General features: G+C 66.4%; 13 protein-coding genes. 5 read left to right on the top strand and 8 right to left on the bottom strand.

The window, feature by feature from the left end; all coding sequences use genetic code 11:
• Positions 1 to 16 precede the first annotated feature (16 nt).
• Positions 17 to 1,240, bottom strand: a complete 1,224-nt coding sequence (locus LH19_RS03010) for an acyl-CoA dehydrogenase family protein (protein WP_054724813.1) — start codon at positions 1,238 to 1,240, stop codon at positions 17 to 19.
• Positions 1,241 to 1,250: 10 nt separating this feature from the next.
• Entirely contained in the window at positions 1,251 to 2,357 is a 1,107-nt protein-coding gene (locus tag LH19_RS03005; protein WP_054724811.1) for an acyl-CoA dehydrogenase family protein, read from the bottom strand.
• A 162-nt stretch (positions 2,358 to 2,519) separates the two neighbouring features.
• Here LH19_RS03005 and LH19_RS03000 point away from each other — a divergent pair, with 162 nt between their 5' ends.
• Entirely contained in the window at positions 2,520 to 4,817 is a 2,298-nt protein-coding gene (locus tag LH19_RS03000; protein WP_054724809.1) for a CaiB/BaiF CoA-transferase family protein, read from the top strand.
• A 15-nt stretch (positions 4,818 to 4,832) separates the two neighbouring features.
• On the opposite strand, the gene LH19_RS02995 is transcribed toward LH19_RS03000, so the two are convergent.
• A complete protein-coding gene (locus LH19_RS02995) occupies positions 4,833 to 5,207 on the bottom strand; it encodes an EthD domain-containing protein (RefSeq protein WP_201258410.1) in 375 nt (124 codons plus the stop codon).
• Between the two features lie 130 nt (positions 5,208 to 5,337).
• Here LH19_RS02995 and LH19_RS02990 point away from each other — a divergent pair, with 130 nt between their 5' ends.
• Positions 5,338 to 5,748 carry a Zn-ribbon domain-containing OB-fold protein gene (locus LH19_RS02990; protein ID WP_054724804.1) on the top strand — a complete coding sequence of 137 codons (411 nt, stop codon included), beginning with the start codon at positions 5,338 to 5,340 and terminating at the stop codon, positions 5,746 to 5,748.
• A complete protein-coding gene (locus LH19_RS02985; protein ID WP_054724802.1) occupies positions 5,745 to 6,908 on the top strand; it encodes a thiolase C-terminal domain-containing protein in 1,164 nt (387 codons plus the stop codon). The genes LH19_RS02990 and LH19_RS02985 overlap by 4 nt, the downstream gene beginning before the upstream one ends.
• 153 nt (positions 6,909 to 7,061) lie before the next feature.
• On the opposite strand, the gene LH19_RS02980 is transcribed toward LH19_RS02985, so the two are convergent.
• Genes LH19_RS02980 through LH19_RS02960 form a run of 5 tightly spaced genes read right to left on the bottom strand, consistent with a single transcriptional unit; the run spans position 7,062 to position 12,508 of the window.
• Positions 7,062 to 7,844 carry an SDR family NAD(P)-dependent oxidoreductase gene (locus LH19_RS02980; RefSeq protein ID WP_054724800.1) on the bottom strand — a complete coding sequence of 261 codons (783 nt, stop codon included), beginning with the start codon at positions 7,842 to 7,844 and terminating at the stop codon, positions 7,062 to 7,064.
• Positions 7,841 to 9,325: an aldehyde dehydrogenase gene (locus tag LH19_RS02975; protein ID WP_054724799.1), complete on the bottom strand. Its 1,485-nt coding sequence runs from the start codon at positions 9,323 to 9,325 to the stop codon at positions 7,841 to 7,843. Before LH19_RS02975 ends, LH19_RS02980 begins: the two co-directional genes overlap by 4 nt.
• A gap of 21 nt (positions 9,326 to 9,346) precedes the next feature.
• On the bottom strand, positions 9,347 to 10,123 hold the full coding sequence (locus tag LH19_RS02970) for an enoyl-CoA hydratase/isomerase family protein (protein WP_054724797.1): 777 nt from the start codon (positions 10,121 to 10,123) through the stop codon (positions 9,347 to 9,349).
• 10 nt (positions 10,124 to 10,133) lie between these two features.
• Complete coding sequence (locus LH19_RS02965; RefSeq protein ID WP_054724795.1) at positions 10,134 to 10,907, bottom strand: enoyl-CoA hydratase-related protein; 774 nt, start codon at positions 10,905 to 10,907, stop codon at positions 10,134 to 10,136.
• Positions 10,904 to 12,508 (bottom strand): GMC family oxidoreductase, encoded by a 1,605-nt coding sequence (locus LH19_RS02960; protein WP_054724793.1) that lies wholly within the window; start codon positions 12,506 to 12,508, stop codon positions 10,904 to 10,906. Before LH19_RS02960 ends, LH19_RS02965 begins: the two co-directional genes overlap by 4 nt.
• A 127-nt stretch (positions 12,509 to 12,635) precedes the next feature.
• Between LH19_RS02960 and LH19_RS02955 the strand changes: the two genes are divergently transcribed.
• Positions 12,636 to 12,956 (top strand): 2Fe-2S iron-sulfur cluster-binding family protein, encoded by a 321-nt coding sequence (locus LH19_RS02955; protein WP_054588817.1) that lies wholly within the window; start codon positions 12,636 to 12,638, stop codon positions 12,954 to 12,956.
• A gap of 26 nt (positions 12,957 to 12,982) precedes the next feature.
• Entirely contained in the window at positions 12,983 to 13,627 is a 645-nt protein-coding gene (locus LH19_RS02950) for a TetR family transcriptional regulator (RefSeq protein WP_054588818.1), read from the top strand.
• Positions 13,628 to 13,638 lie beyond the last annotated feature (11 nt).

Here is a 13,638-nt window from a genome sequence, read left to right as displayed (position 1 = left end):
GTTTCTCCGAAAGGGGTTAGAGGCCCATGATCTTGGCGATGATGTTGCGCTGGATCTCGTTGGTCCCGGCATAGATCGACGCGGCGCGTTCGCTGACGTAGCGCATCGGCGCGATCGCGGCCTCGCGCGGCCCGGCAAAGCCGCCCTCCGCATGGGGAAAGTGGACGGGGCCGGCCGACACGCCGGCCTGCGGCTGATAAGCCATGCCATAACGTCCCGCGGCGAGCAGGCGCAGTTCGGTGATCCGCTGTTGTAATTCGGTCCCGCGGATCTTCATCAGCGAGGGGATGGCATGCGGATAACGGCCCGCCCCCGCATCGCTCATCGCGCGAAATTCGAAGATTTCGAGTGCCAGTACGTCGATCCGCGCCTGCGCCATGGCGTCGGCGAAGGCGGCATCGTCGATCAGACGTCCGCCATCGTCGCCGCGCGACGCGCTGGCGAATTGCTCGATTTCGTCGAGATCGATCTGCAGCCCCGGCGCATAGGCGGCGCCGCCGCGTTCGAACTCGAGCAGATATTTGGCGACGGTCCAGCCGTCGCCGATTGCGCCGACGACGTTGGACTTGGGCACGCGCACATTATCGAGGAAAATCTCGTTCTGGATATTCTCGCCGGCGGGCGAGATCGTCGGCACGACGGTGATGCCGGGGCTAGTCATGTCGATCAGCAGAAAGCTGATCCCCTTTTGCGGCCGGTCGAGCGTCGCGGTGCGGACAAGGAAGAAGCCCCAGTTCGCGGCATGCGCGTGCGTGCTCCACAATTTCTGGCCGGTGACGACCAGATGATCGCCATCCTCTTCGGCACGGCATTGCAGGCTGGCGAGGTCGGAGCCCGAGCCGGTTTCCGAATAGCCCTGACACCAGAAATGCTCGCCCGACAGCATGCGCGGCAGGAAAAACGCCTTCTGCTCCGCGCTGCCATGCCCGATGATCGCCGGGCCGCACATCTGCACGCCCATCGGCGAGACCGGCGGCGCGCCGGCGGCGATGCGTTCGCGCTGCCAGATGTAGCGCTGCGCGAGGCTCCAGCCGGTGCCGCCATGCTCGACCGGCCAGGACGGCGCGACCCAGTCTTTTTCGTGCAGGATCGCCTGCCACGCCCGCGCATGATCGGGGTCGGCATAAACGCTTGTCATATGCGCGCCGCTAGCGCGCAGGTCGTCGGTGAGCTTGTCGGCGAGAAAGGCGCGCACTTCGTCGCGAAAAGCGATTTCGTCGGCGCTCCAGGCGATATCCATCTATCCCTCCTCAGGCCGCGCGCGACAGGCTGGCGAAGCGGCGGCGGTGCCAGTCGGCCGATCCGAATTCGCTTTCGATGACGGTCGCGCGGCGGAAATAATGCGACACCGCGACCTCGTCGGTCATGCCCATCCCGCCATGGAGCTGGATCGCATTCTGGCCGATGAACCGACAGGCGCCCGCGACCGTGACCTTCATCGCCGAAACGGCGCGCGCGCGTTCGGCGGATGCGGCATCGAGACTGAGCACCGCACGATACACAGCCGAAGTTGCGAGCTCGAGTTGCATATACATGTCGACCATGCGGTGCTGCAGCACCTGAAAGGTGGCGATCGCCTGCCCGAACTGGCGGCGCTCGCGGGTGAAGGCGATGGTGTCGTCGAGCATCACGCGCATCACGCCAAGCGCTTCGGCGCCGAGCATCGCGGTCGCGATATCGCATAACCGCTCGATCGCTTCCGCGCCCCGCGCAACGAGCGCGCTCTCGGGTATCGCCACGGCGTCGAAGCGCATATCGGCCGCGCGGCGCCCGTCGATAGTCGGGAAAGCGGTAAGCGAGATACCGGCAGCACCGGCTTCGACGAGGAACAGCGCCGGCTCCTCGTCGGCGCGCGCCGTGACGAGAAAGTGCGTCGCGATCGGTGCCGCGATCACCACCGCCTTGGCGCCGTCGAGGCGCCACCCGGTGGCCGTGCGCGACGCGACGCTATCGTACGGCATATGATCGAAGCGCGCTTCGGCCTCGGCCCAGGCAAAGGCAACGCGCATGCTGCCGCTCGCGATCGCTTTCAGCTCGGCTTCGCGCCCTCCGGCGGCGCCCAGCGCCGAGGCGCCGATGACTGCGGTTTCAAGATAGGGCTCGACAAGCAGGTTGGCGCCCAGTTCCTCCATCACCACCATCATGTCGACCGCATCGCCGCCGGCCCCGCCCGCTGCTTCGGCGACGAGCACGCCGAGGATACCGAGATCGTCGGCGAGCCCGCGCCACAGCGATTCGCTCCAGCCCGACGCACTCCGGGCGCTCGCCGTACGCGCGGGAAATCCATTGTTGCGTGCCAGATAACCGCGCAACGCGTCGCGCAACTGACGCTGGTCGTCGGTGAAAGTGAAGTCCATCGTCAGCTCTCCGTGACAGGGCCGCTAACATAGAAGGTCCGAGCCCGCAAAACGAATTAGTCGATTAATTAACTTTTCTTCGCGGCCCGGATATGGCAAGCGCCCGTGATCCCAGCCGGACGATTTTGCGCCCGGCCGAGCGCCGAACAGAAAGGTAAGTCCATGTCCAACCGACCGCTTTCCGGCGTTCGCATCGTCGAAAGCGTGCGCGGTCCGCTGGCGATGATCGGACGCTATCTTGCCGATCTGGGCGCGCAGGTCGACAGCTTCGCGTCCGATGCGGATCGCGGTGCGGAAACAATCGTCGCGCAAGCAGGCAAACGGATTCACGTCGAAGCGCTGACCGAAACCTCCGCTCTCATCGAACGAGCGCATATCGTCATCGCCGATCGTTCGGCGGGCATCGACCTCGCTGCGCTGCGCCGCGACCGACCCGCGCTTGTCACCATGTCCGTCAGCGACTTCGGCGAAAACGGCCCGCTGGCGAACTGGCGCGCGACCGGCCCGGTCCTTCACGCGCTGTCCGCCGTGCTGTCGCGTTCGGGCATCCGCGGCCGCGAGCCGCTGATCCCGCCCGGCGATCTTGCTTACCAATGCGCAGCCCCGCAGGCCGTTTTTGCGCTGCTCGGCGCGCTCTATCGGAGCTTGAGCGGCGGCGCAGGCGCGCATTTCGACTTCGCGGCGCTCGACGGCGCGGTACAAGGTCTCGATCCGGGCTTCGGCATCAATGGCAGCGCGACGATGGGCAAGCCGGTCGGGCTGCTGCTCCGCGATCGGCCGCGCGCCGGTTTTCAATATCCGATCATGCGCTGCGCCGACGGCTATGTACGAATCTGTTTGCTCGCGAAGCGGCAGTGGCGCGGCATGTTCCGCTGGATGGGCGAGCCCGAGCAGTTCGCCTCGCCCGATTTCGACCGGACGTCGCACCGTTATGCGTCGGCCGACCTCCTTCCCTATATTGCAGGCTTCTTCGCCGACAAGCATCGCGTCGATCTCGAGCGCGAGGGGCAGGAGCATGGCGTGCCGATCGCGTCGGTGCTGACGCTCGGCGAGTTTCTCGACAGCGATCATGCGGCGGCGCGCGAGGCGGTGGCGACGCTCGGCGATGGAACGCGGCTGCCCAACGGCTTCCTGACCATCGACGGCGCGCGTATGGGGCCGCTCTCTGCCCCGGAAGACGTCGCCTTTCCCGCGGCGAGCGAAGTTCCTCCCCTCGCCCCCTTTGGCGACCTCAAGGTCCTCGACCTTGGCGTCATCGTCGTCGGCGCCGAGGGCGCGCGGTTGCTCGGCGATTTCGGCGCCGATGTGATCAAGATCGAAAGCCAGGCCTTCCCCGACGGCAGCCGCCAATCCTATCTGGAGCATGGCATGTCGGTCAGCTTCGCGGCCGGCCATCGTAACAAGCGCAGCCTGGGGTTGGACCTGCGCAGCGAGGCCGGGCGCGCATTGTTCCTCGACCTCGTCAAACAGGCCGACGTCGTCTGCTCGAATTTCAAACCCGGCACGATGGAGAAGCTGGGCCTCGGCGAAGCCGAACTGCGCGCGATCAACCCGCGGATCGTCGTTTCCGAAAGCTCGGCCTTCGGCGACACCGGGCCGTGGAGCGGGCGCATGGGCTATGGTCCGCTCGTCCGTGCGTCGACCGGGCTGACGCTTGCTTGGCGCTACCCCGACGACCCGCAGAGCTTCAGCGATTCGATCACCGTCTATCCCGACCATGTCGCGGGCCGCATCTGCGCGATCGGCGTTGCGGCGCTATTGATCCGACGGCTGCGCACCGGGCTGGGCGGGGTCGCCAAGGTCGCGCAGTCAGAGGTGATGATCGGCCATTTCGCCGCCGACGTCGTGCGCGGCACGCCGGCGGGCGGTGCCCCGACTGACTGGCCGTGGGCCGCCTATCGCACTGCGGGCGACGACGAATGGTGCGTGATCACCGTCGAGTCCGACGCAGACTGGGCGCGATTGTGCGACACCATCGGCTATGTCGAGGGAACGGCGTTCGATACCGCGGCCAAGCGGCTTGCCGCGCGGGGCGCGATCGACGAGCGGATCGAGGCCTGGCTGGCCGACCGCACGCCATATGAGGCAGCGGAGATGCTGCAGGCGGCGGGCATCGCCGCCGCCCCGATGCTGCGCCTCTCCGAACTTCCCGATTTTCCCTATTATCGCGAACGCGGCTTCTACCGGATCGAAGGTCACCCCTGGCTGCAGGAAGACGTGTTCGGCGATGCCTATATCGCGCGGACCAGCGACCTGCCCGCGCCGCCCCCTCGCCCCGCGCCGCTGAGCGGCGAGCAGAGCGCAGAGGTCATCGCCGACTGGCTGGGTGTCGACCCAGCGGGCATCGACGCGCTCAAGGATAATGCCGTCCTCGAGCCGCTTGCCGAACTGACCCGGCAACAGGCCGAGGCGCATATGGCAAGCCGCGAACCCGTGACCGCGACGGGGCATCCCAAATAGGGCTCTCCGTCGCGTCTAGTCGATGACGTGATAATCGTCCGACAGGAAGATCGGCGAATTGGGCAGGTCGATGAACTTTTGCTCGTCGGCGAGCAGCAGCGCACCCGCAACACGCCCCGCTTCGGTCGTCCCGGCCGCAGCAAAGCTTGCCATATCGTCCCACCAGAGCTGCGCGACGCCGTCGAAATCGAGGCCCGATGAGCCCCTTACATCGGCCAGCGGAAAGGCACCGGGCAGGGTCAGGCTGTGCGACTGGACATATTTGCGAATGCCGAGCGCCGTGGCATGTTCCCTCACCAGCGGGGCATGGCGGTTCCGCCAATAATCCTGAAACTGCGCGCGCGTCAGCCCGGGCAGCCGCTTCAGGCAGAAGGTCACTCGCAGCATCATCGTCTCTCCCCTCCGCGCGGGCGTTATCCCGTCCCGCGCACTTCACCATTGCACGTCGGCATCGAATCTATATAGTGTAGATAAATGATGCAATGGCCGCTGGAGAGCGGCGGGAAAGGATGCGGGGCGAATGACCTATCATTCGGCAACGGGCCCGATCGGCGCCGAAGGGCGCTATTGGGATGCGCTTCTGGAAGGGCGGCTCGAATTGCCGCGCTGCACGGGATGCGGACACTGGCATTGGCCGGCGGTCTGGCGTTGCAGCGCGTGCGGCGGCTGGGACCATGAATGGGTCGAGCAGCCGCTGACCGGCACGGTCTTCACATACACCCGCACCCACCACCCCTTCGGCGGCACCGAAGCCTTTGCCAAACCCTTTGCGACGCTCGTCGTCACCCTCGATGCCGTGCCGGTGCGCCTGGTCGGCGTGCTCGAAGGCGACGAAGCGGGCCTGAAGATCGGCGCCCCCGTCGCCGGCACCATCGCGCGCACCGCCTTCGGTGACGCAGAAATTCCTGCGCTGCGCTGGAGACTTGCATGACCCCCAATCTGTCCGGCCTGACGGCGGCCGCCGGCGTCGGCTATCGCCAGTACAAGCGCGGCACCGCGCCCCTGCCCGAGCGCGGCGTGCTCGTCCGCGCGATCGTCGATGCATGCGAGGATGCGGGGTTCGACCCTGCCGACGTCGACGGCTTCGTCTCCTATGGCGACGACAAGAACGAGCCCGTGCGGCTGATGCCCGATCTCGGCACCAAGGCGATCAACTGGTCGGCGCAGGTGTGGGGCGGCGGCGGCGGCGGCATCGCTGGCGCCTTCGGCATCGCTGCCTCGGCGATCCTGACCGGCCAGGCGCGCGCCGTCGTCGTGTTCCGCGCACTGGTCGAGGGCAATAGCGGGCGGCTGTCGGCCGCCGTGATGGCGCACCACCTCAACGACCATATGGTGTCGTCGGGCATCCTCGCGCCCGCGCAGGTCTGCGCGATGCGTGCGCAGCGGATGTTCGAATATCACGGCGTGCCGTACGAGCTGTGCGAGGAACTGGTCCGCGCTTCCTATTACCACGGCAGCCGCAATCCCGAAGCGGTCGCCTATGGCAAAGAGTTCGACACGCAAGAATATCGCGGCTCGCGGATCATCGCCGAACCCTTCCACCTGTTCGATTGCAGCCGCGAGAACGACGGTGCCGGGGCGATCCTGCTCGTGTCGACCGAGATGGCGCGCGACCTGAAGAAGAAACCGGTCAAATTGCTGTCGGTCGCACAGGGCACCGAAGCAGGTTATGGCGACCTGCTCGAAAACGACGCGACCGACCTCTATCCGACCGCCGGCTTCCGCGCCATCCGCGACCGGCTCTACGGCACCGCCGGGCTGACCCCCGCCGATATCGACGTCGTCCAGCTTTATGAGAATTTCAGCGCGCAGGGCATCGCGTCGCTGATCGATCACGGTTTCTGCACCTATGAGAATGTCGCCGAGGTCGTGCGCTTCGAGAATCTGATCGCGCCGTCGGGCAAGCTGCCGGTCAACACCTCGGGCGGGAACCTCGCGCATGGCTTCGTCCACGGCTTTGTCACCGCGGTTGAAGCGGTGCGCTGCCTGCGCGGCGAAAGCCCGAACCCGGTGCCGAACGCGCAGACCTGTCTGCTCGCCGGCGGACCCGGCGCGCCGACGATCAGTTCGGCAATCTTCGGGGTGGATTAGGATTGCGTCGGACGGGCGGTTAGGCCCGCTAGCTGATGTTTCCCAACGTCGTCATTCCCGCGAAAGCGGGAACCCAGTGTAGGGTAGGCCGATGCATGCTCTGGGTCCCCGCTTTCGCGGGGATGACAAACAAATGAGGCCGCTCCCCAATACTCAACTAACGGTTGAAATCCCTCCGCTCACCGGGAGTAGCACGCCGGTCACCCAGGCGCCCGCGCGCGACGAAAGATAGATCACCGCGCCCGCGATATCGTCCATCTCGCCCGCCCGTGCACCGAGCGGCGAAACGAACGCCTTGGGGACCTCGTCCGCCTCCCCCATACCGAGAAATTGCTCGGTCAGCCGCGACGGAAAGAGCCCCGGCGCGATCGCGTTGCAGCTGATGTTGCGCTTGGCGAGATGGCGGCCGAGATGGCGCGACATCATCGCGACCCCGCTCTTGCTCGACGCATAAGCAAAATTTTCGAGATGGCCGGGATTGAGGGCGGCGATCGAGGCGATGTTGATCACGCGCGCCGGATCGCCGGGGCTGGCGGCGCCTTCGAGCTGCGGGAGCAGTTTGCGCGTCAGCAGGAAGGGCGCGGTGAGGTTGAGCCCAAGCACCGCGTCGAAATCCTCGCGCCCCTCGGCGTCGAGCGGGGTCGGGCGATCGGTCCCCGCATTGTTGACGAGGATATGAAGCGGCCGGTCGCCGAGCGCCTCGGCGATCCGCGCGATGCCGTCCTCGGTCGCGACATCAGCCACGACACCCTGCGCCTTGCCGCCCAATTCCCCGACAATCGCATCGACGTCGTCGGCGCCGCGCGCGACGACCCACACTTCGACACCCGCCTGCGCCAGCCCGCGCGCGATCATCCGGCCGATGCCCGAGGTCGCGCCGGTGACCAGCGCGCGCTTGCCCGCGACGTCGAACAGGCCGGCGACATAAATGCTCATGCGAGTACGCTCGGCGCCTGCGGCAGGAACACGGTCTTGACCTCGGTGAAGGGCTCGATGCCTTCGGGTCCGCCCTCGCGCCCGACGCCCGATTTCTTGAAGCCGCCGAAGGGATTGGTCAGGTCGAAATCGCGCCCGTTCTGGGTGAAATGGCCGGTGCGGATACGCCGCGCGACGCCATAGGCGCGATCGGTGTCGTGCGTATAAACGCCACCCGACAGGCCGAACTGGCTGTCGTTGGCGATAGCGATCGCTTCCTCGACGCTGTCATAGGGGATGACCGCAGTGACGGGGCCGAAGATTTCCTCCTGTGCGATCGCCATGTCGTTGGTCGCATCAGCGAACACCGTCGGCTCGACATAATAGCCGCTGTTGAGCGCGGGCGGGCGGCGGCCGCCGGTGGCGATGCGCGCGCCCTCGGCGACGCCCTTGTCGAAATAGCTCGACACCTTGGCATGGTGCCGCGCCATCGCGAGCGGGCCCATCATCGTGTTCGCGTCGAGTGGGTCGCCGATGCTGGTCGCCGCCATTGCCGCGGCAAGGCTTTCGACATAGGCATCCTTGCGCGCTCTGGGCACGAGCACGCGGCTGAAATTGATGCACACCTGGCCGCAGAGCAGGGTGATCATCGGCGCCAGCGCGGGGCCCATCGCCTCGGGCTCGAAATCGTCGAGCACGATCGCCGCCGACTTGCCGCCCAGTTCCATCGTGAAGCGCGCCATGCGGCCGGCGCAGACCTGCGCGATATGCAGCCCGACCTCGGTCGAGCCGGTGAAGGCGACCTTGTCGACGCCAGGATGGCGGATGAGCAGGTCCGACGCCTCGCGGTCGGCGGGCAGCAGGTTGATCACACCTTCGGGGAAGCCCGCCTCCTCGGCGGCCTCGGCGAGCATGAACGCCTCGAGCGGGGTTTCGGGCGCGGGTTTCAGGATGACGGTGCATCCGGTCGCGAGCGCGGGAGCGAGCTTGATGAGCAGCGAGGCGAGCGGGCCGTTCCACGGCGCGATCGCCGCGACGACGCCGACAGGCTCACGCACAACTACCGCAACCTTCGACATCATGCCATTCGACGGGCGGACATCCTCGAACGGATAGGCCTCGGCGAGCCCGGCATAATAATCGAGCAGCCCCGCGGTGCCCGCCCCCGAGCCCTGCGCCATCCAGATCGGCACCCCGACCTGCGAAATCCACGCGCTGTCGAGCGCGGCGCCGCGGCGCTGCAGCGCCTGCGACAAGGCGCGCATGTAGGTTGCGCGCTCGGCGGCGGACATCCGCGGCCAAGGACCCTCGTCGAACGCCTTGCGCGCCGCCGCGACCGCGCGCTCGACCTCGGGCGCGCCTGCCGCGACGACTTCGCCGAACGCTTCCTCGGTCGCGGGGTTGGTCACGGTGAAGCGAGCGCTACCCTCGACGGGAATCCAGCGTCCGCCGATGAAAAGCCGGTCGGGATGCGCCACCTGCGCGTTGGCTTGGCCGATCATTCTACTCTCCTGATGTCGTGTTCAGCGTTTGTGGTCGTCGTGCTCGGACAGGAATTTTCCGAACGTCTCGCCGCCCCCCGGGGCGTCGGTCATGCTGGCGATCATCCAGTCATATTCGGCCTGCCAGCCCTCGATCGGCGAGCGCGTCAGGCTGCCGTCGACGAGCGTCTTGATGCCCTTGATCCCCTGCGGCGGATGCCCGGCGATGGCCGAGGCAAGCGCGATGGCATGCGCGTCGAGTTCGGACGCTTCGACGACCGCATTGACCAGCCCGATGCGCTCTGCCTCCTCGGCTCCGACGACCTGCCCGGTCATCAGGATCGCCTTGGCGCGCGGCGCGCCGACCGCGCGCGGCAGCGACCAGGTTGCGTTGGCGCAGCCATAGCCGACGGCGGTGACCTTGAAGCGAAAGCCGGGGGTGGCGATGCGCATGTCGCAGGCGAGCGCGAGCAGCGCGCCCGCGCCGAAGCAGATGCCGTCGATCGCGGCGATGATCGGCAGCGGATGTGCGGCGACGCGGCCGAACACCGGATCGCGCGTCTCGAAGGCGCGGCGCATCGTGGCGGCATCGAAGCCGGCCATCTCATGGATGTCGAAACCGGCGCTGAACGCCTTTCCCCCGCGCGCGCTGATCACGATGGCGCGGATATCGGGATCGCTCGCGGCGCGGTCGAGCTGTTCGGCAAAGGCCGTAAAGGTCGGCGTGTCATAGGCGTTGTGCACGTCGGGCCGGTTGAAGGTCAGGTGCAGCACGCCCGGCGTGGGGGTGGCGACGATCAGCGTCGGTTCGGTGGTCATCGGCAGTTCCTCAGCTTTTGGACGGCACATAGGCCGCTTGGTCGGGGTCGAAGGCGGTCACCATCTCGTAACCCAGCGACGCTTCGAAAATCGGCATGGCCTGACGCCACCAATGGTTGAGCGCGCGCTTGCTGAGCTCGACCGCGAGCGGCGAGCGCTCGGCGAGCGTCGCGGCATAGCGCAGCGCGAGCGACAGCACGTCGGCGGCGGGCACCGCGTCCGAGACGAGCCCGATCCGCTCGGCCTCGCGGCCGTTCAATTTGTCGCCGGTGAGCAAATAGCGCTTCGCCTTCGCCATCGAACAGAGCAAAGGCCACACCATCGCGGCATGATCGCCCGCGGCAAGCCCGATGCGCAGATGTCCGTCGGAGAGGTTCGCCTCTTCGTTCACGACCGAAATATCGGCGAGCAGCCCGAGCGCAAGGCCGATCCCGGCGGCAGGCCCGTTGATCGCCGAGACGAGCGGTTTGCGCATCTCGATCAACGCAGTCAGGATCTGCGAGGTTTCGCGCATCATCCGGATCTTGTTGGCATAATCATTGCCGTCGCTCGCGATATCGGCCCAGTCTCCCCCGACGCAAAAGGCGCGCCCTGCCCCGGTCACCACCGCGGCGCGGGCATCCGGGTCGGCGTCGATCAGCGCGGGTAAGCGAACGAGTTCGCCGTGCAGCACGTCGTTGGTCGCATTCATCCGCTCGGGCCGGTTGAGCGTCAGCAGGACGAGGCCGGGGGCCGGCCGTTCGACCGCTATGTGCTCGAAATCATAGGCGCCGGTACTGCTCATGCGGCGGTGCGGATCAGCTCGGCGGCCTTCTCGCCGATCATGATCGTCGCGGCATTGGTGTTGCCGCTGGTGATCTGCGGCATGATCGAGGCGTCGGCGACGCGCAGCCGTCCGACCCCGCGCACGCGGCACTCGGGGTCGACGACCGAGCCGGCGTCCGACCCCATGCGACAGCTCCCGACGGGGTGATAGGTGATCATCGTCTTGGCGCGGACATAATCCTCCCAGCCGGCATCGTCGGTCGGTACCGGGTCGGGCGAGCGGTCGCCGAGCGTGATCGCGCTGAGCGCCGGCATCGCGAACAGCCGGTCGACCAGCTTCATCGCGCCGATCAGCGTATCGACGTCGGCGCGCTCGCCGAGCAATTTGTGATGGATCACCGGTTCGAGCGCATCGCCGAGTTCGACGCGGCCACGCGACTTCGGCCGCGTCAGCGAGACGTTGATGCTGATGCACGGTTCCTTCGGCATCACCGCCTCGGCCGACGACACCGTCTCGGGCTCGACATTATAGGCGAGCGGCATGAAATGGAGCTGGACGTCGGGTTCGTCGAGCCCGTCGCGCGTCCGCGCGAGGCCCATTGCCTGCACTGCGGGGGCGCCCATCGGCCCCGTCTTGTTCCAGAAGAATTTGGTGAGGTGGCGGACCATGTCGAGCGGGCCGACCTGACTGTTGAGCGTCGGCACGCTGACGAACTTGTTCTGGGTAATGCCGGGATGTTCCTGCAAATTGTGGCCGACCTCGGGCCGGTCGGCCTGCACCGCAATGCCGCGCGATTGCAGATAGTCGCCGGCACCGATCCCCGAGCGCAGCAGCAGCGCCGGCGATCCCATCGATCCCGACGAGACGATCACCTCGCGGCGCGCGCGCAGCACCTTGGCATCGCCGCCCTGCCGGTAGCGGATGCCGACCGCCTCGCCATTTTCGATAATGATCGTTTCGACATGCGCATGGGTGACGGTCATCAGATTGGGCCGCTTCCGCGCGTCGCGAAGATAGGCCTTTTCGGTGCTGCAGCGCCAGCCGTCGCGCTGCGTCGCCTGCGTGAGGTACGCGCCCTCCATCTGCCCGCCGTTATAATCGTCGAGCCGCGCGAGGCCATATTGCTCGCAGGCACGGAGAAACAGGTCGCACAGCGGATGCGGGTCGCGCATCGGCGACACCGACAGCGGCCCCTGCGATCCGTGACTCTGGTTCGGCGCACCGCTCCAGCTCTCGCTGCGCAGGAAATAGGGAAAGACGCTGTCGAAATTCCAGCCGGTGGCGCCCAGCCGTTCCCACGCGTCGAAGTCGGCGCGCGTGCCGCGGATATAAACCTGGCCGTTGATCGCGCTGCCGCCGCCGAGCATCCGCCCGCCCGACCAGATGAAGCGCCGCCCGTTGATCGACGGGTCGGGCTGTTGCCAATATTTCCAGTCGTAACGGTCGTCGACGAGCATCTTGGCGAAGCCGACGGGCATCTGGACCATCAGGCCGGTCGATTCGCCGCCCGCCTCGACCAGCGCGACGCGGACGCCCGGATCCTCGCTCAACCGCGCCGCCAGGACGCAACCCGCGCTGCCCCCGCCCACGACGATATAGTCCGCTTCCTCGCCCGACATGGCCTCTCCATCAATCGACTAATTAATTTGCGCTGCATAAGCGCATTCGTTGACACCGTCACCATGCAATATTAATTGATCGATTGAAAGTGGATTGATCCACCATGGCCGGGACGGGGAAAAGCATATGCCGAGCGTGAATTTCCATGCAGCGGACGGGAGTGTCGAGACGATCGAGATCGAGGTCGGCGATTCCGTCATGCGCGGCGCGCGTGACAATATGGTCGAAGGGATCGAGGCCGATTGCGGCGGCGTCTGTGCCTGTGCGACGTGCCACATCTATATCGCCCCCGACTGGCTGGAGCGCGTCGGCCCCGCCGGCGCCGACGAAAGCGAGATGCTCGACTGCGTCAACGACCCGCGCCCGAACAGCCGCCTGTCGTGCCAGATCGCGATGACCGACGATCTGGAGGGCTTGACAGTCTTCCTTCCCGAGTCCCAACGGTAGGCCGGGCGGAGACAACGGACATCAGCATGGACAAAGACAGCGGCTTGACGATCAAGGCAGCCCGGCGCGAGGAACGTTCGGCATCGGCCGAGGCGCTTTTGAACGCGACGGCACAGCTGCTGTCCGAGGCGACGACGATCGACGTGTCGCTCAACGAGATTTCGCAGCGCGCGTCGGTGAACAGCGCGATGATCAAATATTATTTCGGCAACAAGGAAGGGCTGCTGCTCGCGGTGCTCGAACGCGATGCCGAGACCGCGATGACCGCGCTCAAGGCGCTCAGCGAAATGGACATTCCGGCGCAAAAGAAGCTGAAGATCCATATCAACGGCATCATCAACGCCTATTATCGCTCGCCCTACATCAACCGGCTGATCCACTATATGGTCGAGTCCGGCAGCCCCGCGGCGAGCAAGCGCGTCGCGCAAATCTTCATCGAGCCGATGATCGAGGTCTATCGCGACATCGTCGCGCAGGGGGTGCGCGAAGGCGTGCTCAAGGACGTCGATCCGGGGCTGCTCTATTATTGCCTCGTCGGCGCGGCCGACCATATTTTCCACGCCGGCTATTCCGTGCCGTCGACCTTGGGGGTCGCGAAGCTCGACGATGGCATCAAGCAGAAATATGCCGAGATGGTCTGCGACATCTATCTGCGCGGCCTCGCGCCCTGACGCCAACGCGT

Origin of the sequence: Sphingopyxis macrogoltabida (assembly GCF_001314325.1) — a bacterium.
GTDB classification, from domain to species: Bacteria; Pseudomonadota; Alphaproteobacteria; order Sphingomonadales; family Sphingomonadaceae; genus Sphingopyxis; species Sphingopyxis macrogoltabida.
The sequence above is the reverse complement of the archived record's forward strand: the minus strand, read 5'-3'. Positions and strand labels throughout refer to the sequence as shown.

What these genes read in the sequence shown, in the direction of transcription:
- LH19_RS02985 (WP_054724802.1), top strand. Translation starts at nt 5,745, where the DNA reads ATGACCCCCAATCTGTCCGGCCTGACGGCGGCCGCCGGCGTCGGCTAT.
- LH19_RS02965 (WP_054724795.1), bottom strand. Translation starts at nt 10,907, where the DNA reads ATGAGCAGTACCGGCGCCTATGATTTCGAGCACATAGCGGTCGAACGG.
- LH19_RS02955 (WP_054588817.1), top strand. Translation starts at nt 12,636, where the DNA reads ATGCCGAGCGTGAATTTCCATGCAGCGGACGGGAGTGTCGAGACGATC.
- LH19_RS03005 (WP_054724811.1), bottom strand. Translation starts at nt 2,357, where the DNA reads ATGGACTTCACTTTCACCGACGACCAGCGTCAGTTGCGCGACGCGTTG.
- LH19_RS03000 (WP_054724809.1), top strand. Translation starts at nt 2,520, where the DNA reads ATGTCCAACCGACCGCTTTCCGGCGTTCGCATCGTCGAAAGCGTGCGC.
- LH19_RS02950 (WP_054588818.1), top strand. Translation starts at nt 12,983, where the DNA reads ATGGACAAAGACAGCGGCTTGACGATCAAGGCAGCCCGGCGCGAGGAA.
- LH19_RS02975 (WP_054724799.1), bottom strand. Translation starts at nt 9,325, where the DNA reads ATGATCGGCCAAGCCAACGCGCAGGTGGCGCATCCCGACCGGCTTTTC.
- LH19_RS02995 (WP_201258410.1), bottom strand. Translation starts at nt 5,207, where the DNA reads ATGATGCTGCGAGTGACCTTCTGCCTGAAGCGGCTGCCCGGGCTGACG.
- LH19_RS02980 (WP_054724800.1), bottom strand. Translation starts at nt 7,844, where the DNA reads ATGAGCATTTATGTCGCCGGCCTGTTCGACGTCGCGGGCAAGCGCGCG.
- LH19_RS02960 (WP_054724793.1), bottom strand. Translation starts at nt 12,508, where the DNA reads ATGTCGGGCGAGGAAGCGGACTATATCGTCGTGGGCGGGGGCAGCGCG.
- LH19_RS02990 (WP_054724804.1), top strand. Translation starts at nt 5,338, where the DNA reads ATGACCTATCATTCGGCAACGGGCCCGATCGGCGCCGAAGGGCGCTAT.
- LH19_RS03010 (WP_054724813.1), bottom strand. Translation starts at nt 1,240, where the DNA reads ATGGATATCGCCTGGAGCGCCGACGAAATCGCTTTTCGCGACGAAGTG.
- LH19_RS02970 (WP_054724797.1), bottom strand. Translation starts at nt 10,123, where the DNA reads ATGACCACCGAACCGACGCTGATCGTCGCCACCCCCACGCCGGGCGTG.